Raw genomic sequence first — 21389 nt, forward strand, 5'->3', positions numbered from 1 at the left:
GGGTCGATATCGAAGGCGGGGCAGGTGGAGATTACAGTTCGGGCTTCTGGCGGATGATCACCTTGGTGCCGACGGGAACGCGGTTGTAGAGATCGGCGACGTCGGCGTTGACCAGGCGGAAGCAGCCGGACGAGATCGCGGTGCCGATGGTGTCGGGCCGGTTGGTGCCGTGGATGCGGTACACCGTGGTGCCCAAATACATCGCGCGCGCGCCGAGCGGGTTGCCCGGGCCGCCCGCCATGAAGCGCGGCAGATAGGGCTGGCGGGCGATCATTTCCGGCGGCGGGGTCCAGTCCGGCCACTCGGCCTTGCGGGTGATGGTCACCAGGCCCTGCCACGTGAAGCCATCGCGGCCGACACCGATGCCGTAGCGGAGCGCGCGGCCGTTACCTTGCACGAGGTAAAGATGGCGTTCGGCGGTCGAGACGATGATGGTGCCCGGCGCCTCGTTGGTCCGGTAGTAGACGACCTGCTTCTGCCATTCCGGATCGAGCTCGTAGCTGTCGTCGGCGATCAGGCCCGGCTCGTCGGCATCCGGGCGGCTCTGGGCGAAGCCCTGCGACGTCGACAACACGAGCGCGCCCGTGGCGATCGCCATCCAGACCAGGTGACGAAGTTTCGTCATGCAAAGCTCTCCTTGTTGGCGCGCGGCCAAATGGTTGCTCCACCCAAATGCGCATGATCCGCCAAAGTGTGAGCGGTTCGGCGATCAGATCATGCGCCACTTTTAACTTGGGCATCAAATCTCAGCGGCAGCTTGATGGCAAGTTTAGGGCGAGCATCACACTATATCACTGTAATGCTTCTGTTTTTTGTCACGGGGCTTGTGGCACGCCGGGTGGGCGGCCTTATTTCGGCGCAATCCAGAGTCGCAGCGCGAAAGAGACCAGGGTCACGGTGCCGACGCCGCCGAGCCAGAGCGCTGCGAACCACAGCAGGCGCTGGCTGAGCGGCCGCTGATTCGGACGGGGTTGCATCAGTGGTATCCGTGGCCGGGGCGCACCTTGCCGCGGAACACCCAATAGGCCCAGGCGGTGTAGCCGAGGATCAGCGGCACCAGGATCGAGACCCCGAACAGCATGAAGATCTGGCTGTTGGCGGGCGCTGCCGCCTGCCAGATCGTGATGCTCTGCGGCACGATGTACGGATACATGCTGATGCCGAGCCCGGCATAGGACAGGGCGAACAGTGCGAGCACCAGGAAGAACGGCTGATGATCGTTCTTGTTGCCGAGCGCGCGCAGCAACAGCGCGGTGACGGCGGCGACCGCGATCGGCACCGGCGCGGTGAGGATGATGTTGGGCCAGGCGAACCAGCGCTGGGTGTATTGCACGGCGAGGAAGGGCGTTGCGATGCTGACGGCGCCGATCGCGCATAGCATCGCGACCAGCAGTATCCAGCTCAGGTGATAGGCGCGCTCACGCAGCTCGCCTTCCGTCTTCATCACCAGCCAGGTCGCCCCCAGCAGCGCATAGCCGATCACCAGCGCGATGCCGGTCAGCACGCTGAACGCCGTCAGCCAGTCCCACCAGCCGCCGGCATAGTGGCGTCCCTCGACATGGATGCCCTGCAGGATGGCGCCGAGCGCGATGCCCTGCGCCAGCGTCGCGACCAGTGAGCCGCCGGCGAAGGCGAGATCCCATTTGTTGCGCGCCTTCTGGGTGCGCCAGCGGAATTCGAAGGCGACGCCGCGGAACACGAGGCCGAGCAGCATCGCGATCATCGGCGTGTAGAGCGCCGGCATCAGCACCGCATAGGCCAGCGGAAACGCCGCCATCATGCCGCCGCCGCCGAGCACCAGCCAGGTCTCGTTGCCGTCCCACACCGGCGCCACCGTGTTCATGATGACGTCGCGATCGGCCTTTTGCGGGAACAGCGGAAACAGGATGCCGAGGCCGAGGTCGAAGCCGTCCATCACGACATAGACGAATACGGCGAAGGCGATGATGAAGGCCCAGATCGTGGCGAGGTCGATCATCGCGCGCCCTCCACGACAGCACCGGCCGCCGGCGTGATGCCGGCGGCACGGGCGGGAAGGTCTTTGGTCGGGCCTTGCTCGCCGGGATGCGGCGGCTGCGCCATCAGCCGCAGGATGTAGATCACGCCGGCGGTGAACACGGCGAAATAGACGATGATGAAGGCGATCAGCGACGAGCCCACCGCGGGCGCTGCCAGCGGCGAGACCGAATCGGTGGTGCGCAGCAGCCCGTAGACGGTGAACGGTTGCCGCCCGGTCTCGGTGGTGATCCAGCCGGCGAGCACCGCGATGAAGCCGGCGGGGCCCATCAGGACCGCGAAGCGATGCAGCAGCGGCGACTGGTACATCAGGCCGCGCCAGCGCATCAGCAGGCTGAACAGGCCGAGCCCCAGGATCAGGAAGCCGAGCCCGACCATGATGCGGAACGACCAGAAGGTGATCGGCACCGGCGGCCAGTTTTCACGCGGCACCGTGTCGAGGCCGGCGAGCGGCGCGTCGAGCGAGTGCTTCAGGATCAGCGACGACAGTTTCGGCACCTCGATCGCGTATTTAACCTTGGCATCCGCCATGTCGGGCCAGCCGAACAGCACCAGCGGCGCGCCGTTCGGATGGCTCTGGAAGTGCCCCTCCATCGCCATCACCTTGGCCGGCTGGTGCTCCAGCGTGTTGAGGCCGTGCTGGTCGCCGGCGAGGATCTGGATCGGCGCCACAAGGGTCGCCATCCACATCGCCATCGAGAACATCACGCGCGGGCCGGCCAGATGCTGGTCGCGCAGCAGATGCCAGGCGCCGACCCCGCCGACCACCAGCGAGGTGGTGAGATACGCCGCCAGCACCATGTGCACGAGGCGATAGGGGAACGACGGATTGAAGATCACCTTCAGCCAGTCGGCGGCGACGAACTGGCCGTCGGCATTGACCGCATGACCGGCCGGCGTCTGCATCCAGGAATTGGCCGACAGAATCCAGAACGCCGAGATCAGCGTGCCGATCGCGACCATCAGCGTCGCCACGAAGTGCAGCCTCGGGCCGACGCGCTCGAGCCCGAACAGCATCACGCCGAGGAAGCCCGCCTCGAGGAAGAATGCGGTGAGCACCTCATAGGCCATCATCGGGCCGATCACCGGCCCGGTCTTGTCGGCAAAGGACGACCAGTTGGTGCCGAACTGGTAGGACATCACGATGCCCGACACCACGCCCATGCCGAACGCGACCGCGAAGATCTTCAGCCAGTAATTGAACAGGTTGATGTAGACTTCGCGCTTGGTGGCCAGCCACAGCGCTTCGAGCACCGCGAGATAGCTCGCAAGCCCGATCGAGAATGCGGGAAACACGATGTGGAACGACATCGTGAAAGCGAACTGCGCGCGGGCGAGTACGACCGCATCCCAGCCTTCGAACATGATCCACCACCTGCCGTCGACCTGGCGTGGACCTTACCACGCCAGCTGTGACGACAAAGAGGGCGGATTGTCCAAACTAGCTATTGGCGTTGAGCAGGCGGGCGACGGTACGGTCGATCTCGTCGTAGCGGCCCTCGCCGGCATGCTGGAACACGATCTTGCCGTTCTGGTCGATGATGTATTGCGCCGGCCAATACTGGTTGCCGTAGGCGTTCCAGGTCTGCGAATTGTTGTCCTGCGCCACCGGATAGAGGATGCCGTGCCGCTTCAGCGCCGCCTGCACGTTGGAGGCCGAATGCTCGAACGGGAATTCCGGCGTGTGGACCCCGATCACGACGAGGCCGCGATCCCGATACTTTGAATAAAGTTCGGTGACGTGCGGCAGCGTGTTGACGCAGTTGACGCAGCCATAGGTCCAGAAATCCACCAGCACGACCTTGCCGCGCAAATCGGCGAGCTTCAGCGGCTGCGAATTGAACCAGTTGCTGATCCCGGCGAATTCGGGCGCGGTCTGGGTCTGCGAAGTGGTCATCGCGACCGCCCGCGGCACCGGCACGGCCGGCGCGTCGGATTCGCTGCAGAGGCCGGGGATCACCGCCCCACCGAGGCCAAGGGCCGCAACAACCGCGGACACAGCAATCAAGCGCAGGGACATCGATATCTCCTTTGAGCTCACAGGCCGATCTGGCCGTTGGGATAGAACTGGGTCAGCCACGCCACGATCAGCGTGTCGTATTGCAGGTAGGACAGCGCGGCGAAGGCGATGATCACGACGCCAAACCCCTGTTGGAGGCGCGGCGCGATCCGCGCCATGCCGCGCACGCGGGTGGTGACGGCCTGCCCGCCATAGGCAATCGCAAGCATCGGGATCGAGGCGCCGATCGCATAGGTGACGAGTTGCAGGCTCGCCCACGCGGTATCCTTCGAGGTCGCGACGATGGTCAGGATCGAGCCGAGCACGGGACCGGCACACGGCGTCCACACCAGGCCGAGTGTCGAGCCGAGCACGAATCCGCCGAACAGGCTCTGCGATGGGACGGCCTGGCCGAGGCTGCCGGCGGCACCGCCAAGCCTGATCGCCAGCCATTCGAACGGCGCCGGCCAGATCATCAGCAGGCCGAAGCCCGCGAGCAGCACGGCCGCGCCGGTCCGCAGCAGGTTCGGATCGAAGTCGAAGGCGCGGGTGATCGCGCTCAGCAGCAATGCCACCGCGGAGAATGACATCACGAAGCCGAGCGCGATCATCGCGGGCCGCGCCTTGCCGGTCTGGCCTATCGATACCCCGAGCAGGATCGGCAGCATCGGCAGGGTGCAAGGGGCGGCGACGGTGGCGACACCGGCAAGCAGGGCCAGGGTAAGGGCAGGGGCAAGGCTGAGCATCGTCGTCCGTCCATCAGAAGTCCCGGCGCGCCAGAGGGCCGTGCCGGGGTCGCCTGATGTTCTTCGCGAGGGCGGCGTGGCCGTTACTGCCGCCCGGTCGCCGATGACGTCACGTCAGCGTGAGGCGAATCGCGTGCGTCCTCACGACCGCGCGCCAAAAACAGAGCGACCCGGCTGGGGGGCATCCCGGCCGGGTCGTTGGAGGCTACTTGGGAGGTTAGAACTTAAGGAGGTATCGAAACCTGGGTCAGCGAATTGGGGTTGGGGTTGCGTCGTTGGGCATGGGTATAGAGATCGCGTTTTTCCGGGTAATGTCGTCGATTGTTTCAATTGTTTCGTCGCCGAACCTTTTTGGCTTCGTGGACAATTGCCCGGGTTACTTGATCTCCTTCTAAATCGCTGAATTTGCTTTGCTTTAGGCCGCAACGCTGTCCACGCCGGCGCCCCTCAGGAGGTCGGCGAGCTGCTTGCGGGCATAGAACATGCGGGTCTTCACCGTGCTCTGCGGGATGCCGATGATCTGGCCGGCCTCCTCGACCGACTTCTCATGGTAGTAGACCAGATTGATGATCTCGCGGTGGGCCGGCGACAGCTTGGCGACGCAGGCACGCAGGATTTCGCTGGTGGTGGCGCGATCGAGCGAGGTTTCCGGCGTGTCGGCGCCGTCCGCGATCTCCAGCACGTCGTCCTGGTCGATGTCCTCGTGCCGGCGCTGGCGCAGCGCGGTGAGCGCCTTGAAGCGGGCGATCGACAGCAGCCAGGTCGAGACCTGCGAGCGGCCCTCGAACTGGGTCGCGGTACGCCAGACGTCCAGGAACACCTGGCTGACCAGGTCCTCGGCCATCGTGGTGTCGCGCACCATGCGGAGCACGAAGCGGTAGACCCGGACGTTGTGACGGGCATAGAGCGTGTGCATCGAGGTGCGGTCATGCTTGGCGATATGCGCGAGCAGCATTTCATCCGAGGTCGCGCGTGCAGCTTCGATGTGCTTGTTGGCTGCAGAGTTGATGGCGATGACGTTCGGCATGACAGGCTCCCAGTTCGCCGTTGGGCGGCGGTTCGTTGGGAGAATTGTTAGTTAGCGCCGGTTTCCGGATGTCTGCGCGAAAAGCGGAAAATGGTTTCGTGACCGGGAGAATTGTTTCGTCGCGGCGCCGGCGACGAAACATTCGGGTCCAAAAAGCCAGTTATTTCAATGGGCGGAAATTTGAACGAGCCGGTTCGCTGTCGGTGAAACGAATCCGGGCCGTGACTTTTGGCACTATTCGGCCGCCTGCATAGCGGGCGCTGCCTTTTTCGGGGCAATCCACAACGCGTCGGGCCGCTCGAACAGGAAATTGGCCCGCCCCGCCAGCGCCAGCCGCCAGATCAGGAGGGAGCCGGCGACGCCGACCGCAGTGACGATCAGCGAGACCCAGCCGATGTCGTGGATGACGTCGAACCGCAGCAGCAGGGTGCGTGATGCTGCCATCGGCAGGAAGAAGGCGAGGTAGATCACGATCGAGTGCTCGCCGCAGAAGCGCAGGAGGCCGAGCCAGTGCGCGCGCGCCAAGAGCGTGCCGGTCACGATGATCGCGCAGGCGCCGGCGAGGCCGAGTGCCAGCGAGACCACCGGCCATTCACTGATATCGAGCGCGACCAGGCCGCCATTGACCAGCGCCCAGAGCCCGAGCCCGAGCAGTGCAAATGCAGGCCGCGCCCGCGCGCGGTCCGACAGCGCGAACACGTAGGCAGCGAGCACGTAGCCGGTGAAGAAGTAGACGAAGCGGGCGCAGAACTCGTCGATCACGGTCCAGCCGGTCACGACATGCGCGCTCTCCAGTGCCGCCGCGATCAGCCAGATCGCGAGCGGATGCACCTTGCGCGTGAGCTTGGTGACGACGAAGAAGATCGGCAGCAGATAGATGAACCACAGCGTGCCGAACGGCTCGACGAAGGCCTCGAGATATTGCAGACCGACTGAGGCCCAGCCTGCCTCGGCGGCCAGCGACGGCGCCTTGAAGCCGAACTGGATCGTCACCCACAGCACGTAGAAATAGGCGAAGTGCATCACCTTGCGGTCGAGATAGGTGCGCCAGTCGCGATCGATCACGACCGAGAGGAACAGCCCCGAGATCAGGAAGAAGTCCGGCATCCGGAACGGTTTTGCGAACATCACGACATAGTGCATGAAGCCGGTCTCTCCGGCGGCCTTCTCGACCCCCAGCACCGAATGCATCATCACCACCATGACGATGCAGATGCCCTTGGCATAGTCGACCCAATCGACGCGCGCGCCCGCGTTCCCGCTGGAACGATCTGGTGCAGCTGCTGTGCCGTTTGTGGTCATCCCTGTCCTGTTCCGGCGTGATCGGGCTCATCATCGGCCCGATCTGTTGCTTTCTCCTTTACCCATACAAAGGATGTGCCGCCGAAGCCGGCCCTATCCCCCGTTCCCTGTCACCGGCGAATGGTCTAAGAGGCCCGGAAATCCTAGAAGTAACCGTGCTTTGTTAACCACAGGACGCAAGGCTGGCCGAGCGCCGCTGCCGCGATGAGACCGCTTGCCGCACCATTTCGATAGCCCGCTGCCGATCGACGCCGTGCTCGACGAGCTCGACCGCACGCTCGATCGCCACAATGCCGCCGTGCTGGTCGCGCCGCCGGGCGCCGGCAAGACCACGCGCGTGCCGCTGGCGTTGCTCGATGCGCCCTGGGCGAGGGGCAAGAAGATCATCGTGCTGGAGCCGCGCCGCATCGCCGCGCGCGCCAGCGCCGAGCGGATGGCGAAGACGCTCGGCGAGCGTCCCGGCGAGACCGTCGGCTACCGGGTGCGCTTCGGCTCGAAAGTGTCGCGCGAGACGCGGATCGAGGTCGTCACCGAGGGCATCTTCTCGCGCCAGATCCTCGACGATCCTGAGCTCAACGGCGTTGCCGCGGTGCTGTTCGACGAATTCCACGAGCGCTCGCTCGATGCCGATCTCGGGCTGGCGCTGGCGCGTGACGCCCAGACCGGCCTGCGCGAGGATCTGCGCATCCTCGTGATGTCGGCGACGCTCGACGGCGCGCGCGTCGCTCGGCTGCTCGGCGACGCGCCTGTGGTCGAGAGCGAGGGCCGCGCCTTTCCGGTCGAGACCCGCTATGTCGGCCGCAAGGTCGATGCGCCGCTGGAGCGGCAGATGGCCGAGACGATCGCGGCCGCGCTGCGCGCCGATGCCGGCTCGGTGCTCGCCTTCCTGCCGGGCGCGGCCGAGATCCGCCGCACCCAGGCTTTCTTGGCCGAGCGCGTGCACGATGCGTCGGTCGAGATCGTGCCGCTGTTCGGCGCGCTCGATGCGAGCGTGCAGGATCGCGCCATCGCGCCGGCGCCGAAGGGCATCCGCAAGTTGGTGCTGGCGACCTCGATCGCCGAGACCTCGCTGACCATCGAGGGCGTGCGCATCGTGGTCGACTCGGGCCTGGCGCGGGTGCCGCGCTACGAGCCTGACATCGCCCTGACCCGGCTCGAGACGGTGCGGGCCTCGCGCGCCGCGGTCGATCAGCGGCGCGGCCGCGCCGGCCGTACCGAGCCCGGCGTCTGCTACCGTCTCTGGGACGAGCCGCAGACCGCCTCGCTGCCGGCCTATACCGCGCCCGAGATCCTGTCCGCCGACCTGTCCTCGCTGGTGCTCGACCTCGCGCAATGGGGCGTCAGCGATCCCGCAAGCCTTGCCTTCCTCGATCCGCCGCCGGGGCCGGCGCTGAAGGAAGCCAGATCGCTGCTCGGTGAGCTCGGTGCGATCGACGGCGACGGCCGTATCACCGAGGAGGGCAAGAGCCTGCGCGCGCTGGCGCTGCCGCCGCGGCTGGCGCGCATGATCGTGGATTCCGCGCGCTTTGGGATGGGCGAAGAGGCCGCAGAGATCGCCGCCGTGCTGACCGAGCGTGGGCTCGGCGGCGACAGCGTCGATCTCGACCACAGGCTCGACCAGTTCCGCCGTGATCGCTCGCAGCGCGCATCGAGCGCGCGCAGCATGGCCGCGCGCTGGGTCTCGCAGGTGAAGGTAACGCCGAGTGAGCAGAAGGATCTCTCGACCGGCGTCATGTTGGCCTTCGCATTTCCGGATCGGGTCGCGAAGAACCGCGGCAATGGCAGTTTCGTGCTGGCCAATGGTCGCGGTGCCGCCGTGGAGCAGACCGCGGCACTGGCGCGGCTGCCTTACATCGCGGTCGCCGAACTGACCGGCACCGCCGCGAGCGGCCGCATCTTGCTGGCGGCGCCGATCACCCAGGACGAGATCGAGCAGCGTTTCGCCGACCAGATCGAGACCATCGAAGAGGTGACGTTCGACCGCGGCGCGATGGCGCTGCGCGCGCGCCGCCGGCGCTCGCTGCATGCGATCACGCTGTCGGAGGCGCCGATGCCGCTCAAGCCATCGGCGGAGACCGCGCGCGTGTTCGCCGACGGCCTGATCGCAGCCGGCCTCGACCGGCTGCCCTGGTCGAAGCATTCCAAGCAGTGGCGCGATCGAATCATGTTCCTGCGCAAGGCCGAGGACGAGAGCTGGCCCGATCTGTCGGACGCGGCACTTGCCGAACGGGCCGACGACTGGCTGGTGGGAGCGCTGTACGACAAGACCGCGCTGAAGGATCTCTCCGCCGGTGACTTGTCGGACGCGTTGATGGCGCTGTTGCCGTGGGAATTGCGCGCGCGGCTCGATCGGGAGGCGCCGACGCATTTCGAGGCGCCGACCGGCACGCAGCTTGCGATCGATTACGAGGCCGAGCAGGGCCCGACCATTGCAGTCCGGCTGCAGGAGCTGTTCGGGCTCACCACCCATCCCTCGATCGCCAGGGGGGCGGTGCCGCTGGTGCTGGAGCTGCTGTCGCCGGCGCAACGGCCGGTGCAGGTGACGCGCGATCTGCCCGGCTTCTGGCGCGGCAGTTACGCCGCGGTGCGGTCCGATCTGCGCGGCCGCTATCCGCGCCATCCCTGGCCGGAAGATCCGGCCAGCGCGATGCCGACAAGGCGCGTGAAACCGCGCGGCACTTGAGTGGCCGGGATTGATCGGCATCCAATGACCGATTCTGCCATGGCCGAACTCGTCACGGCCATCCACGTTTTCCTAGCTCAGTGCGGCAGACGAGTAACAAGAACTAGGATTGATCGGTAGCTCCAGTGACAGCGCTTGCAGCCCTAGAGCGTCTGCATGTTTGCCTGGATGAGCGTGTAATCCTGCATCAGGGCGTTCGTATCAACCATTACATAGAGCATGCGGTGGCTGTCCTCCTACCACAGCGTGTCGCCGCGCTGGTGCGTCAAGGGGCCTTTCTGCTGTCGAACGTGCGCAGCAAGACCGAAGCAAACGAGAGATGATCGAGGCACAAGTCGATTGGATCGGCGATGATGTCGTGACCGCGAGGATTCCGGATCGCGGACATGGCCCCGGCGAACACGTAGCGAAACCCCAACTGCTCATCTTTCTCGCTAGTCGTGGCGAGGTCTGTCAGCCTTATCTTTGGGTTCGTCTCGTTGAACGCTGCCATCATCAGCTTGTACCCGCTTTCGGCCAAGCCGGACGCGCTCTTCACTTTGTTGTCCAGCAGCTTGAACGCCTCAAAGGTAGCCTGCGAGTAGTGACCGTTGTCGAACAGATTGAGCGACACCGCAGAAATTTCGGGATGTATGTTTCGCTCGTCGAAGGGATGAACCTCGCGCGGTTCGGTGACCGTGCGTTGTCCCACGTGCCGTGCACTGCGAACAACTCGCTCGAAGACTGACAGACGATCACTCATTCAGAAGATTCGCCTTTATGCTCTTGAAGATGTTGTCGTAGGTCTCCGCGCTCGCCTCTGCAGGGAGATTGATCTCTACGCGAACGGTGAGCGCCATCTCCTTTTTCTTCTTGCCCGCGGCCGAGTCAGCCGCTTCGCCGACCACGGAGGGGGAAGCCGTCACACGCTCTGCCTTCGTCGTCTTGGTCGTCCTTGGCTTCTGCGGCTTCGCGGCCTGCCGCGCCGTTCCAGCAGGCTTTGCGTCTGCGCCGGGCTCGCGCCGAGTCAGGCCGCGGAGGGTTTGAAAGACCCCTGCCTGTCGGGTGCCGATGACGTCGCTCGTCTTATCGACGCTGCGGAAGTACCCTATGAGATCGCTCTTGGACATCGTCCAGGCATCGTCACCTCGAAGATCGAACAGATCCTTGTACGCGTCCTTTACGAGTGCCTCGAAAGCCACGTTAAAGTCGCTGTCATTGTGCGTCGACAGAACGGTGTGACCGCGATCGGTCCTCTTTCCCTCTCCGTCAATGATCCCGAGAAATTGGAGTGCGTTGATGACGTAGCTCTCGTTGTTCGATGCCAACCCGAGCTTCTTCACGGTTTCGGACGTGACCGTTGCAGGGAAATTCTTTCGAAGGAAGCCGATCATCTGTGCGATGTTGCCGGGCCCAGAGATGTATGGATGAGTCGCCATCAGTAAAATCCTTGGTAAAATAGACCAAGGCTTCTACCACCTGATCGGCTGCAACAGTAGGCTGGCTCAACCTTTGATGTTCATAAGTCCGCTAATACCTTGGTCTACAGAGCGAAGAGCTGGCTAAGCCACGCATCAACCCGGCACCCTGCACAAGGTCGGGCATGACGAGCTGGTTGCGCTGGCGAGCGCTAGCAAACAGTGGTTAGATTTGCGGGCTGGGATGGGATCACGGGCTCGCATTGGGGAGGCCGGCATGGACTTCAAGAACCTGGAGATCAGGAACGCATCGCCGTCGCTGTACAATGAAGATCTGGCGCCGGCCAGGGAACGCAACTGGGGCGCCTTCAGCATCTTCAACGTCTGGACCTCGGACGTGCATAGCCTGTGGGGCTATTATCTCGCCGCCAGCCTGTTCCTGCTCTGTGGCAGCTTCGTCAACTTCATCATCGCGATCGGCGCCGGCTCGCTGGTGATCTTCGTGCTGATGAGCCTGATCGGCAATGCCGGGGTGCGGACCGGCGTGCCCTATCCGGTGCTGGCGCGGGCCTCGTTCGGGATCTGGGGCGCCAACATTCCGGCGCTGGTGCGCGCCGTGGTCGCCTGCTTCTGGTACGGCGCGCAGACCGCGGCGGCCTCGGGCGCGATCGTCGCGCTCTTGACCCGCATCGACGGCTTCAAGGCGTTCCACCAGTCGAGCCACATGCTCGGCCACTCCACCCTCGAGGTGATCTGCTTCGTCGTGATCTGGGCCTTGCAACTGCTGATCATCCAGCGCGGCATGGAGACGGTGCGCCGCTTCCAGGACTGGGCGGGCCCCGCGGTGTGGCTGATGATGCTGATCCTTGCGGTCTATCTCTGCATCGCGGCCGGCGGCATCTCGCTGACCGCGCCGATCCCGCAGGACGTGCTGCTGGAGAAGACCAAGGAGGCCGGCGTGCCCGGGGTACCGGGCTCGTTACCGGCGCTGTGCGCCGTCGCCGCGACCTGGATCACCTATTTCGCTGCGCTCTATCTCAACTTCTGCGACTTCTCGCGCTATGCGCCTGACGTCAACGCGCTGCGCAAGGGCAATATCTGGGGTCTGCCGGTCAACCTGATCCTGTTCTCGCTGGTCGCCGGCGTCACCACGATCGCAGCCTTCAACGTCTATCACGAGGTGCTGCTGCATCCCGACCAGATCTCGGCGAAGTTCGACTCTTGGTTCCTGGCGCTGCTCGCCGCGGTCACCTTTGCGGTGGCGACGCTCGGCATCAACGTGGTCGCCAATTTCGTCTCGCCGGCGTTCGATTTCTCCAACGTGTTTCCGCGGCATATCGACTTCAAGAAAGGCGGCTACATCGCGGCGCTGATCGCGCTGGCGCTGTATCCGTTCGCGCCCTGGGAGGGCAGCGCCGCCTCGTTCGTCGGATTGATCGGCGCCACCATGGGGCCGATCTTCGGCATCATGATGGTCGACTATTATCTGATCGCCAAAGGTCGCGTGAACGTGCCGGCGCTCTATCAGGAGGACGGCGAATATCGCTTCCAGAACGGCTGGAACGTCAGCGCGCTGATCGCAGCTGCGATCGGCGCCCTGTTCTCGTCGGTGCTGCCGAACTTCACCTCGCTCCTGCCGGCCTGGTGGGCGGTCTACGGCTGGTTCTTCGGCGTCGCCATCGCGGGCGCGGTCTATTATGCGCTGCGCGTTGCGATGCCGAGCCCGGTCGCCAAAACCGCCTGAGTGCCGGCAAATTCCGGCTTTGTGAGGCGGCCGACGACATTCGGCCGCCTCAGCGGGCTCGCATTAACTCTTCGCTCATCCTTTTCGCCAAAATGGCAGGCTCGCGCTGCCGCCCTCGCTCGCGGCGGGGCCCCCGGCGTGGTGAAATTGCGTGTTCGGCTTTCCGAGTGTGGTGTCATGCGTAACCTGATGATTTTCGCGGCCATCCTGATCGGGCTGGGCACATTCATGGCCCAGATGGCCAGCAAGATGGCCCCCGCCGCCGCGACCACCACCAAGCAGACCATCGCCCCCGCCGTCACGGTGGCGCAGGCCAGCGCCCGCACGCTCAGCATCGCGCCCGATCCGCGCGGTCACTTCGCCACCGACGGCCGCATCGACGGCCAGCGCATCAATTTCATGGTCGACACCGGCGCCTCCGTGGTGGCGCTGAACGAGACCTCGGCCGCGCGCTTCGGCCTGCGCCCGGTGCCGGGCGATTACACCTCGCGCGTCACCACCGCCAACGGCACCATCAAGGCGGCGCGCGCCCGCCTCGCGATGATCGAGATCGGCGGCCTCACCGTGCGCGACGTCGACGCTCTGGTGCTGCCGGACGAGGCGCTGTCGGAAAACCTGCTCGGCCTGTCCTTCCTGTCGAAGCTGAAGCGCTTCGAATACGCCAACGGCAAATTGTTGCTGGAGCAATAGGCAGCACTTCCGCACTGAGGGAATTCAGTGCGCTGCTTGTTCACATTTTGGGAATGAGAGGGTCGTCGAGTCGATCCTCGCGACGACGCGGCATTTGCGCCAGACGTTTGCGGGCAACATCGGACCTGAGGCGCTTTCGCAGAGTGTCGAGCTGGTCTCCCGGCGCACTCACTGCAAGTCCCTTTCGTACTCCCTGATTTCGTGATCCTGATCGTCGACATTTGAGATAGGTCATAGGCCGGATACCTTTCCGCTGCGGCGATGCATTCGCTGAAGCTAGCGGCGTTGCGAAGCCGTCGCCATTGCCCAGATTTTTCGAACTCGGCCTTTGAGATCACTTCCGGCTCGAACTTGGGATTGGCGGCGATCTCCTCAACGGACGGCAATGGCATTTGACCCAGGCCCGTGTCCCCGACCTCAACTTTATCATTGGCATACCCGATCCTTCCGTCGGGAAAGATTTCGACCTTGCGAAGCTCCCAATGTTCGTGATCCAACTCGCTGTAGATAAGCACTGGTTCATCGGCGTACGCGTGAATCCATCTCACCTTGAGGTAGGTCATTGGTCAGATACCTTTCCGCTGCTGATAATCCTGTTGTTCAAATCCAACGGTCCCTCATTTGGGATAACATAAACACCGGACCGGCCCTTGATCACATTTAGACCGGCCGGGTTGATTTCGAGGTAGTGCGTGAATTTTTCCGCTTGGTGGTGATTGTTCACAAAGGCTTTCGAAAGATCCGTGGTCCACCGGCACCAGAGAGTAATCGGGCATTGATCATCACCTACGGATATTGCGCACGCCTCCGGGCGCGCCCGTGCGTGACCGCACCTCGCGGAGAGGGCTGGGTTGGCGTTATGCGTTGAAGTGCTTGAGTGACGGCTTGCGCGAGGGCGCGGAAGTGTCGCTTCCGGTTCGGCTTGCCGATCGTCGTTGCCGGGCGCCCGTCTGCCGGAGCGAGCGGCCCTGGCCGTCAGCCAGTTCGGTTCGCTGCGGTGGCCAATTTCGGCGCGCTCGGCAGTATATTGGCAGACAGCGTCCCGTCCGATTCAAAAAGCCCGCAGCGGATTTTCCGGTGCGGGCTCCAATGATTTCTGATTTTCAGATTGTGCCGGTGAGTTGCCCGACATGTCAACCGATATTTCGCCGACGCCAAATCTGCCGTAATTATTGGTCACAAGCCGTCAATCCTGCCTTCCGCTGCGGCGATGCATTCGCTAAAGCCAGCGGCATTGTTGCTCCGCATTTCCACGAGGCCATTTCTGATGTTTCCCAAGCCGAAACCCGCGCTGGTCCCCAACACCTACGCCTTCGAATCCGAGCCGATGGTGAAGCCGACCGGGTTTCGCGAATACGACGCGCGCTGGCTGTTCAACAAGGAAATCAACTTGATGGGCGTGCAGGCGCTGGGCATGGGGCTCGGCGCGCTGATCGCGGAGCTCGGCGTCAAACAGGAGATCGTTACCGGTCACGATTTCCGCGGCTATTCGGCGTCGATCAAATACGCGCTGATCTCGGGCCTGATGGCGGCGGGCTGCAAGGTGCACGACATCGGGCTCGCGGTGACGCCGATGGCCTATTTCGCGCAATTCGATCTCGACGTGCCGTGTGTGGCGATGGTCACCGCCTCGCACAACGACAATGGCTGGACCGGCGTCAAGATGGGCGCCAACCGTCCGCTCACCTTCGGCCCGGACGAGATGACGCGGCTGAAGGAGATCGTGCTCAACGCCGCGTTCGACAACAAGGCCGGCGGCTCCTATCAATTCCATGAAAACTATCCGGCGCGCTACATCGCCGACCTCACCAGCCGGCCGAAGCTGAAGCGCAAGCTCAAAGTCGTGGCCGCCTGCGGCAACGGCACCGCGGGCGCGTTCGCGCCGCAGGTGCTGGAGGCGATCGGCTGCGAGGTGATCCCGCTCGACACCGAGCTCGATCACACCTTTCCGAAATACAATCCGAATCCGGAAGACATGGAGATGCTGCACGCGATCCGCGATGCGGTGCTGGCGCACAAGGCCGATGTCGGCCTCGGCTTCGATGGCGACGGCGACCGCTGCGGCGTGGTCGACAACACCGGCGAGGAGATCTTTGCCGACAAGGTCGGCGTCATGCTGGCGCGCGACATGTCGGCGATCAACGCCAATGCACAGTTCGTCGTCGACGTGAAGTCGACCGGGCTGTTCGTGACCGATCCGGTGTTGCAGAAGCAGGGCGCCAACACCGTCTACTGGAAGACCGGGCATTCCTACATGAAGCGCCGCACCAACGAGCTCGGCGCGCTCGCCGGCTTCGAGAAATCCGGCCACTTCTTCTTCAACAGGCCGTTCGGCCGCGGCTATGACGACGGCCTGGTGTCGGCGATCGCGATCTGCGAGATGCTCGACCGCGCGCCCGGCAAGTCGATGGCCGACCTGAAGGACGCGCTGCCCAAGACCTGGTCGTCGCCGACCATGTCGCCGCATTGCGCCGACGAGGCGAAATACGGCGTGGTCGACGCGGTCGTGAAGCACTTCGAGACGCTGCAACGGACCGGCGCGCAGGTCGCGGGTCAGAACATCCGCGATCTCGTCACCGTCAACGGCGTGCGCGTCACGGTCGCGGACGGCAGCTGGGGCCTGGTGCGCGCGTCCTCGAACAAGCCGGAGCTCGTGGTCGTGGTGGAAAGCCCGGTCAGCGAGCAGCGCATGCGCGACATGTTCGAGGCGATGGATTCGGTGCTGCGCACCCATCCCGAGGTCGGCGCGTATAATCAAAAGATTTGAGCGCGCTGCTCGCGGCAGATCAGGCTGTCATCACCCGCGCATGCCCTTGCGGGCGATGACAGCGTTGGACGCGGCGCGAGCGGCGCGCCTCACGCCGCCCGCAGCGAGGCGAGGAAACGGTCGAGCTCGGTCTTCAGCCACTCCGACTGCGACGACAGGCCGTTGGCCGCGTCGAGCAATTGCGCGGTCGCGCCGCCGGCCTGCTCGGACGCCCGGTTGACGTTGAGGATGCCCTTGTTGACGTCCCGGGTGCGATCGGCCGCCTGCTGCAGATTGCTGGAGATCTCGCGGGTCGCCGCGCCCTGCTGATCGACGGCGGCTGCGATCTCGCCGGAGACCTGGTCGATTTCCGCGATGGTGGTCCCGATGGTGCCGATCGCGTCGACGGCGGCACCGGTCGCATTCTGGATATCCTGGATCTGAACCGAGATCTCCTCGGTTGCTTTGGCGGTCTGGTTGGCCAGCGCCTTGACCTCGCTCGCGACGACCGCGAACCCGCGGCCGTGTTCGCCGGCGCGCGCCGCTTCGATGGTTGCGTTCAGGGCGAGCAAATTGGTCTGGCTGGCGATGTTCTGGATCAAGGTCACCACCTCGCCGATCTTCTGCGTGCCGGCGGCAAGACCTTGCACGACGCCGTTGGTGCGGCGCGCCTCGTCGGCGGCCTTGGCGGCGATCCGCGCCGAGCGCGTCACCTGCTCGGCGATGTTGTTGATCGAGGCCGTCAGCTCCTCGGTCGCCGACGCCACGGTTTCGACGTTGCTCGACGCCAGCGTCGATGCGGTGGCGGCGGCGGTGGCCTGGCGAATGGTTTCCGTGTTGCTGCCGTTCATCGTTGCCGACAGGCCCTGCATCGCGTGCGCCGCCACCGCGACGGCCTCGACGACCTCGCCGATCTTGCGCTCGAAGCCGGCCGCAAGCTCGCGCCGCGCGGCATCACGCTCGCGCTTGGCCCGTTCGGCCTCGATGCGTTCGGCATTGGCGCGCGCCTCGGCGGCGCTGGCGGCCTCGGCTTCGGCCGCCTTCAGCGCCGACGTCCTGAACAGCTCGGCAAGCGTGTGCGCAAGCCAGATCAGCACGCCGGCCTCGATCAGCAGGATCACGGCGTGGAGAACGACGCGGCCGAAATCGGCGCCGCCGGGATAGATCGCGGCCGGCAGGATGAAGTTCAGCGTCAGGTGGTGCAGGGCGACCGCAACCGTGCCGGCGATGATCGGCCGGTAGTCGCAATAGGCGACCAGGCACGCCAGCGCGGCGAAGAAATACATGTGCATGTCGACCTGCCAGCGGTGGCCCGCGAACTGGTAGACCAGCATCGATACGCCGGCCATCAAGGCCACCGCAACGATCAGCTGCGTTGAAGCGCCATTCCCGGACATGCGCCACGAGGCCGTCGCGGCGAGCGCCATCGCGACCATGAAGCCGGCCGGGACCAGCCAGTCGCTGTGCAGCGCCATGCCGACGACGATCGCGATCGGAACGTGCAGCCACAGCACCACGAGCAGGATCTTGCTGGCCGTCTCGCGCAGGGCGGCCATTTCATCGCCTTCGAAGGTCATTCCCAACCTCCAGATCGTCATCTGCCTTGAAGCAGCTGGCGATCGCCTGCGGATCCATGGTCAGCAGGGCGCCGGCCGCGTACAGCCGGCTCAGCCCGCCATCGCGGTCGGGCCGCACCACCAGCAGGGCCGGTATGGCAGTCATCCGAACGATCGACGCGTTGGCGGATGCAGCTGCCGCCACCGCGCGCTCGGCGCGCCACCACGGCGGAAACGCCACGGCCACCACCTCAGCGCCCGCACGCACCTGCAGCGACAGCATCACGATCGCGATCCAGCTCGCAATCAGCAATGCAGCCGCGCCTCGCCATGCGGGCCGTCGCCTCGCTGGGATGATCTCCCCCGGCTCCATCGCGGCATAATAAAACTGGTGGCGCTAACTTACGGTAAATACCGTGCAGCCGGACTACCTGAGGGCGTATCGACTATCGTATGGGATTGTGCGGCGGCGCTTACGCCGCCGGCACCGGCAGCGCCGTCACCGACTTGATCTTCTCCATCGCAAAGCGCGAGGTGACATTCTTCAGCGGCACGGCGGAGATCAGCTTCTTGTAGAACACGTCATAGGCCTGCATGTCGGCGACCACGACGCGCAGCATGTAGTCGACGTCGCCGGCCATCCGGTAGAACTCCATCACTTCCGGCATCGCGCTGACGGCGTCGGCGAATTTGCGCAGCCAGGCTTCCGAATGGTCGGCGCTCTCGACCGACACGAACACCGAGATCCCGAGACCGATCTTGTTCTGATCGACCAGCGCCACGCGGCGCAGGATCACGCCGTCGGCCTCGAGCCGCTGGATGCGCTTCCAGCACGGCGTCGACGACAGCCCGACCCGGTCGCCGATTTCGGCGACGGAGAGCGAGGCATCCTCCTGCAGCACGGTCAGGATCTTGCGATCGATCGCGTCGAGGCGGCGGTTATTGTCATGAAGCTGAATGGCGACATCGGTCATAGAAGAAAGTTCCACATGAAGGTTCAAACTCCCTCATATAGAGAAAAATCTTCCAAATCAAGCGGGTCGTGACCGATCAGGCCGGCCGCGCGTCAGCGTGTTCGCCCAAAAACGCTTCAACTTCAGTACGTTGCGGTGCGGCATAAGCGCCTCCGAACCGGGTGCATTTCAGCGCTGCAGCGGCCGAGGCAAAGCGCAGCGCCTGCCGCAACTCCTGCTTCTCGGTGATGGCGAGGGCAAAGGCCCCGTGGAAGACGTCGCCGGCGCCCAGCGTGTCGACGGTGTGGACCGGGAAGGCCGGCGTCTCCTCGAGCCCGCCCTTCTCGTTCAGCCAGATCGTGCCCTGCGGGCCGCGGGTGCCGGCCAGGAACGAGGGGGTGAGCTTGGCGAGCTTCTGCAGCGCTTGGCCGTCGTCGGTGACGTCGGCGGTCTGCTGCAGCGGCTCGCTGGAGAACACCAGGTGCGAGGAGGCGGTCAGCAGCCCTTCCCGCATCGACATCGCGCGGTCGACGTCGACCACCACGGGAATGCCGCGCTTGACCGCCTCGGCGCACAGCTCGGTGCAGAACGGCGCGCAGCGGCTCTCGGTCAGGATCGCCGCGCAATCCTCCAGCAATAGCTCGGTCGGCGGCAGCTTGACCTTCCAGAGCTCGGGATCGCGGAAGGTGACGATGGTCCGCTCTCCGGTGTCGTCGATCATGATCGCCGAGATCGGGGTGACCAGGTCCGGCATGTGGATCAGGTGGTTGGTCTCGATGCCTTCTTCGGCCATCTTGTCGAAGATGTAGCGGCTCGAGGTCTCCCGCGAATCGCCCATCGGTCCGCAGATCGAGGCGCGGCCGCCGAGCCGGACGATGCCGATCGCGGCATTCAGCGCGTTGCCGCCGCAGATCTCGTCGAAATGGGTCGCGTTCTCCTTGGAGCCGCGCGCCGGAACATTGACGCGGAAAGTCAGGTCGCGCACCGGCAACCCGATGCAGAGGATGCGGGGCGGGACTTTCGGGGCGCCGTCTTGAAAATTCATGCAGGGGTCCGTCGCAATGGTTCCGTCAGCTGCTTCAAACTTGTCCGGAATAAATCGACAGAACGATGTCCGGTTCCCGCTATTGGTCCAATGGATTTCGGTGGTGCACCCAGCGGCCGAGCAGATGATGGGCAATCGCGAACGGATGCGGGCCGGCGAGGCCGTCGGGATGCTGGCGCTTGAGCATCAGCGTCGCCTCCGCATGGTCGAACCAGCGTGCATCCTCGAGCTCGGTGCGGTCGACCACGATGTCCTCGTTGGTCGCGCGCGCCGTGCAGCCGATCATCAGCGATGATGGATAGGGCCAGGGCTGCGTCATGTAATAATTGACGTCGGTGCAGCGGATGCCGGACTCCTCGAAAATCTCGCGCCGCACCGCGTCCTCGATGGTCTCGGCGGCCTCGACGAAGCCGGCGAGGCAGGAATACATGCCGGGCATGAACTGCTTCTGCCGGCCGAGCAGCACCTTGTCGCCCGAGGTGACCAGCATGATCACGACCGGATCGGTGCGCGGAAAATGCTCGGCCTTGCAGCTCGGGCATTCACGCTTCCAGCCGCCGTCCTTCATCGCCGTGCGGGTGCCGCAGTTCGGGCAGAAGCCGTGGCGCTGATGCCAGGTCACCATCGATTTCGCCATCGCAATGGCCGACAGCTGCTCCGGCGGCACCACGCCCTGCATCGCCATGCCGCGCAATTCGGTGATGGCAACGTCGCTGCGTCCGACCAGCTTCTCGGCGGCCTGCGGCGCAATTCCCATGCCGAAGATCGGCGCGGCATCGCGGAGCCCCAGGAAGATCGTGCCGGGATTGGCGCCGAAGCCGCGCGCCTCCTCCAGCGAGAGCAGGGCGCGAGCCCCGCCATCCTCCTGCTTCACGACCAGCGAGTCGCGGTAGATCACATAGGCGCGCGCCTCGCGATGGCCTTCGAGCGCGAACAGTTTTTCGTCATTGCTGCGCAGATGCGCGGCGCGGTCCAGCGCATGGGTGACGAAGGCCGGCTGGCCGAGCGGAAATGAATCGGATGCGGACATTGAAATTCAACCCAACCAGATCTTGCGGCGAAGCGCGCTGATGAAATTCTGCACTTCCTCGGCGTCATGCGCCAGCGGCGGCATCACGCCCCAAACGGGACGCGGCCATGCAGCGTCGCTGGTACGGCGCGCGATGATGTGGACGTGAAGCTGCGGGACGAGGTTGCCGAGGGCGGCGACATTCAGCTTGTCGCATTTGGTGACCTCTTTCAGGGCCCGCGAGACGCGGGTGATCTCGGTCATCAGCTGCGCCTGCTCGACCTCGTCGAGGTCGATGATCTCGACCGCGCCGTCGCGCCGCGGCACCAGCAGCAGCCAGGGATAATGCGCATCCTTGATGACGAGCACCTTGCACAGCGGCAGGTCGCCGATGTCGATGGTGTCTTTGTTGAGCTGCGAATGCAGCGACCAGTTGGAGGCGGGCATGGAGGGCAAATAATGCCTTTCCCTGTTCC

Annotated in this window: 21 protein-coding genes and 1 pseudogene; 4 read left to right on the forward strand and 18 right to left on the reverse strand. The window is 64.7% G+C overall.

Annotated elements, in window-relative coordinates:
* Positions 1 to 31: 31 nt before the first annotated feature.
* The 8 genes from AKN83_RS23480 to AKN83_RS23510 form a co-directional block, all read right to left on the reverse strand.
* On the reverse strand, positions 32 to 625 hold the full coding sequence (locus tag AKN83_RS23480; protein WP_050406054.1) for a L,D-transpeptidase: 594 nt from the start codon (positions 623 to 625) through the stop codon (positions 32 to 34).
* A 223-nt stretch (positions 626 to 848) separates the two neighbouring features.
* Positions 849 to 977: a DUF2474 domain-containing protein gene (locus AKN83_RS39840; protein WP_157113521.1), complete on the reverse strand. Its 129-nt coding sequence runs from the start codon at positions 975 to 977 to the stop codon at positions 849 to 851.
* Positions 977 to 1978 carry a cytochrome d ubiquinol oxidase subunit II gene (gene cydB / locus AKN83_RS23485; protein ID WP_050406055.1) on the reverse strand — a complete coding sequence of 334 codons (1002 nt, stop codon included), beginning with the start codon at positions 1976 to 1978 and terminating at the stop codon, positions 977 to 979. Before cydB ends, AKN83_RS39840 begins: the two co-directional genes overlap by 1 nt.
* Positions 1975 to 3381, reverse strand: coding sequence for a cytochrome ubiquinol oxidase subunit I (locus tag AKN83_RS23490; RefSeq protein WP_050406056.1), 1407 nt, complete (start codon positions 3379 to 3381; stop codon positions 1975 to 1977). The genes cydB and AKN83_RS23490 overlap by 4 nt, the downstream gene beginning before the upstream one ends.
* Before the next feature lie 76 nt (positions 3382 to 3457).
* Positions 3458 to 4036 carry a thioredoxin family protein gene (locus AKN83_RS23495; protein ID WP_050406058.1) on the reverse strand — a complete coding sequence of 193 codons (579 nt, stop codon included), beginning with the start codon at positions 4034 to 4036 and terminating at the stop codon, positions 3458 to 3460.
* A gap of 17 nt (positions 4037 to 4053) precedes the next feature.
* Positions 4054 to 4761, reverse strand: coding sequence for a cytochrome c biogenesis CcdA family protein (locus tag AKN83_RS23500; protein ID WP_050406059.1), 708 nt, complete (start codon positions 4759 to 4761; stop codon positions 4054 to 4056).
* Between the two features lie 415 nt (positions 4762 to 5176).
* Positions 5177 to 5788, reverse strand: a complete 612-nt coding sequence (locus AKN83_RS23505) for a sigma-70 family RNA polymerase sigma factor (protein WP_050406060.1) — start codon at positions 5786 to 5788, stop codon at positions 5177 to 5179.
* A gap of 234 nt (positions 5789 to 6022) precedes the next feature.
* On the reverse strand, positions 6023 to 7090 hold the full coding sequence (locus tag AKN83_RS23510; RefSeq protein WP_050406061.1) for an acyltransferase family protein: 1068 nt from the start codon (positions 7088 to 7090) through the stop codon (positions 6023 to 6025).
* A 214-nt stretch (positions 7091 to 7304) separates the two neighbouring features.
* On the opposite strand from AKN83_RS23510, the gene hrpB reads away from it, so the two are divergent.
* Complete coding sequence (gene hrpB / locus AKN83_RS23515) at positions 7305 to 9773, forward strand: ATP-dependent helicase HrpB (RefSeq protein ID WP_050406062.1); 2469 nt, start codon at positions 7305 to 7307, stop codon at positions 9771 to 9773.
* Between the two features lie 265 nt (positions 9774 to 10038).
* Here hrpB and AKN83_RS23520 read toward each other — a convergent pair whose 3' ends face one another.
* Together AKN83_RS23520 and AKN83_RS23525 are read right to left on the reverse strand one after the other, a co-directional pair.
* Positions 10039 to 10515 (reverse strand): TIGR02391 family protein, encoded by a 477-nt coding sequence (locus AKN83_RS23520; RefSeq protein ID WP_050406063.1) that lies wholly within the window; start codon positions 10513 to 10515, stop codon positions 10039 to 10041.
* Positions 10508 to 11191: a DUF5343 domain-containing protein gene (locus AKN83_RS23525; RefSeq protein WP_050406064.1), complete on the reverse strand. Its 684-nt coding sequence runs from the start codon at positions 11189 to 11191 to the stop codon at positions 10508 to 10510. The genes AKN83_RS23520 and AKN83_RS23525 overlap by 8 nt, the downstream gene beginning before the upstream one ends.
* A 256-nt stretch (positions 11192 to 11447) precedes the next feature.
* On the opposite strand from AKN83_RS23525, the gene AKN83_RS23530 reads away from it, so the two are divergent.
* Positions 11448 to 12914 (forward strand): NCS1 family nucleobase:cation symporter-1, encoded by a 1467-nt coding sequence (locus tag AKN83_RS23530; protein ID WP_157113522.1) that lies wholly within the window; start codon positions 11448 to 11450, stop codon positions 12912 to 12914.
* A gap of 177 nt (positions 12915 to 13091) precedes the next feature.
* The gene (locus tag AKN83_RS23535) at positions 13092 to 13604 is read left to right on the forward strand and encodes a TIGR02281 family clan AA aspartic protease (protein ID WP_157113523.1); all 513 of its coding nucleotides are present in this window, start codon (positions 13092 to 13094) and stop codon (positions 13602 to 13604) included.
* A 308-nt stretch (positions 13605 to 13912) separates the two neighbouring features.
* On the opposite strand, the pseudogene AKN83_RS41880 reads toward AKN83_RS23535, so the two are convergent.
* Positions 13913 to 14167, reverse strand: a pseudogene (locus tag AKN83_RS41880) (DUF6881 domain-containing protein); the annotation flags it as partial.
* Positions 14164 to 14655 (reverse strand): HYD1 signature containing ADP-ribosyltransferase family protein, encoded by a 492-nt coding sequence (locus tag AKN83_RS42060; protein WP_083992185.1) that lies wholly within the window; start codon positions 14653 to 14655, stop codon positions 14164 to 14166. The pseudogene AKN83_RS41880 and the gene AKN83_RS42060, both read right to left, overlap by 4 nt.
* A 216-nt stretch (positions 14656 to 14871) precedes the next feature.
* Between AKN83_RS42060 and AKN83_RS23545 the strand changes: the two genes are divergently transcribed.
* Entirely contained in the window at positions 14872 to 16371 is a 1500-nt protein-coding gene (locus tag AKN83_RS23545) for a phosphomannomutase/phosphoglucomutase (protein WP_050406066.1), read from the forward strand.
* Positions 16372 to 16460: 89 nt separating this feature from the next.
* Here the strand turns inward: AKN83_RS23545 and AKN83_RS23550 are convergent, their stop codons facing one another.
* From AKN83_RS23550 to AKN83_RS23575, 6 genes are all read right to left on the reverse strand, one after another.
* On the reverse strand, positions 16461 to 17927 hold the full coding sequence (locus AKN83_RS23550) for a methyl-accepting chemotaxis protein (protein WP_050406067.1): 1467 nt from the start codon (positions 17925 to 17927) through the stop codon (positions 16461 to 16463).
* Positions 17908 to 18219: a hypothetical protein gene (locus tag AKN83_RS23555; protein ID WP_244522062.1), complete on the reverse strand. Its 312-nt coding sequence runs from the start codon at positions 18217 to 18219 to the stop codon at positions 17908 to 17910. Before AKN83_RS23555 ends, AKN83_RS23550 begins: the two co-directional genes overlap by 20 nt.
* A gap of 160 nt (positions 18220 to 18379) precedes the next feature.
* Entirely contained in the window at positions 18380 to 18880 is a 501-nt protein-coding gene (locus AKN83_RS23560) for an Lrp/AsnC family transcriptional regulator (RefSeq protein ID WP_024578797.1), read from the reverse strand.
* A gap of 76 nt (positions 18881 to 18956) precedes the next feature.
* Positions 18957 to 19904 (reverse strand): sugar kinase, encoded by a 948-nt coding sequence (locus AKN83_RS23565; protein ID WP_063695481.1) that lies wholly within the window; start codon positions 19902 to 19904, stop codon positions 18957 to 18959.
* Positions 19905 to 19983: 79 nt separating this feature from the next.
* A complete protein-coding gene (gene nudC, locus AKN83_RS23570) occupies positions 19984 to 20934 on the reverse strand; it encodes an NAD(+) diphosphatase (protein WP_050406069.1) in 951 nt (316 codons plus the stop codon).
* A 6-nt stretch (positions 20935 to 20940) separates the two neighbouring features.
* The gene (locus AKN83_RS23575) at positions 20941 to 21360 is read right to left on the reverse strand and encodes an HIT domain-containing protein (protein ID WP_050406070.1); all 420 of its coding nucleotides are present in this window, start codon (positions 21358 to 21360) and stop codon (positions 20941 to 20943) included.
* Positions 21361 to 21389: the final 29 nt, after the last annotated feature.

It is taken from the genome of Bradyrhizobium embrapense (assembly GCF_001189235.2).
Taxonomy (GTDB): Bacteria; Pseudomonadota; Alphaproteobacteria; order Rhizobiales; family Xanthobacteraceae; genus Bradyrhizobium; species Bradyrhizobium embrapense.

Bases quoted from the DNA above. Each gene is read 5' to 3' on its own strand.
- AKN83_RS23480 (WP_050406054.1), bottom strand. From the start codon at position 625: ATGACGAAACTTCGTCACCTGGTCTGGATGGCGATCGCCACGGGCGCG.
- AKN83_RS39840 (WP_157113521.1), bottom strand. From the start codon at position 977: ATGCAACCCCGTCCGAATCAGCGGCCGCTCAGCCAGCGCCTGCTGTGG.
- cydB (WP_050406055.1), bottom strand. From the start codon at position 1,978: ATGATCGACCTCGCCACGATCTGGGCCTTCATCATCGCCTTCGCCGTA.
- AKN83_RS23490 (WP_050406056.1), bottom strand. From the start codon at position 3,381: ATGTTCGAAGGCTGGGATGCGGTCGTACTCGCCCGCGCGCAGTTCGCT.
- AKN83_RS23495 (WP_050406058.1), bottom strand. From the start codon at position 4,036: ATGTCCCTGCGCTTGATTGCTGTGTCCGCGGTTGTTGCGGCCCTTGGC.
- AKN83_RS23500 (WP_050406059.1), bottom strand. From the start codon at position 4,761: ATGCTCAGCCTTGCCCCTGCCCTTACCCTGGCCCTGCTTGCCGGTGTC.
- AKN83_RS23505 (WP_050406060.1), bottom strand. From the start codon at position 5,788: ATGCCGAACGTCATCGCCATCAACTCTGCAGCCAACAAGCACATCGAA.
- AKN83_RS23510 (WP_050406061.1), bottom strand. From the start codon at position 7,090: ATGACCACAAACGGCACAGCAGCTGCACCAGATCGTTCCAGCGGGAAC.
- AKN83_RS23520 (WP_050406063.1), bottom strand. From the start codon at position 10,515: ATGAGTGATCGTCTGTCAGTCTTCGAGCGAGTTGTTCGCAGTGCACGG.
- AKN83_RS23525 (WP_050406064.1), bottom strand. From the start codon at position 11,191: ATGGCGACTCATCCATACATCTCTGGGCCCGGCAACATCGCACAGATG.
- AKN83_RS23530 (WP_157113522.1), top strand. From the start codon at position 11,448: ATGGACTTCAAGAACCTGGAGATCAGGAACGCATCGCCGTCGCTGTAC.
- AKN83_RS23535 (WP_157113523.1), top strand. From the start codon at position 13,092: ATGCGTAACCTGATGATTTTCGCGGCCATCCTGATCGGGCTGGGCACA.
- AKN83_RS23545 (WP_050406066.1), top strand. From the start codon at position 14,872: ATGTTTCCCAAGCCGAAACCCGCGCTGGTCCCCAACACCTACGCCTTC.
- AKN83_RS23550 (WP_050406067.1), bottom strand. From the start codon at position 17,927: ATGACCTTCGAAGGCGATGAAATGGCCGCCCTGCGCGAGACGGCCAGC.
- AKN83_RS23560 (WP_024578797.1), bottom strand. From the start codon at position 18,880: ATGACCGATGTCGCCATTCAGCTTCATGACAATAACCGCCGCCTCGAC.
- AKN83_RS23565 (WP_063695481.1), bottom strand. From the start codon at position 19,904: ATGAATTTTCAAGACGGCGCCCCGAAAGTCCCGCCCCGCATCCTCTGC.
- nudC (WP_050406069.1), bottom strand. From the start codon at position 20,934: ATGTCCGCATCCGATTCATTTCCGCTCGGCCAGCCGGCCTTCGTCACC.
- AKN83_RS23575 (WP_050406070.1), bottom strand. From the start codon at position 21,360: ATGCCCGCCTCCAACTGGTCGCTGCATTCGCAGCTCAACAAAGACACC.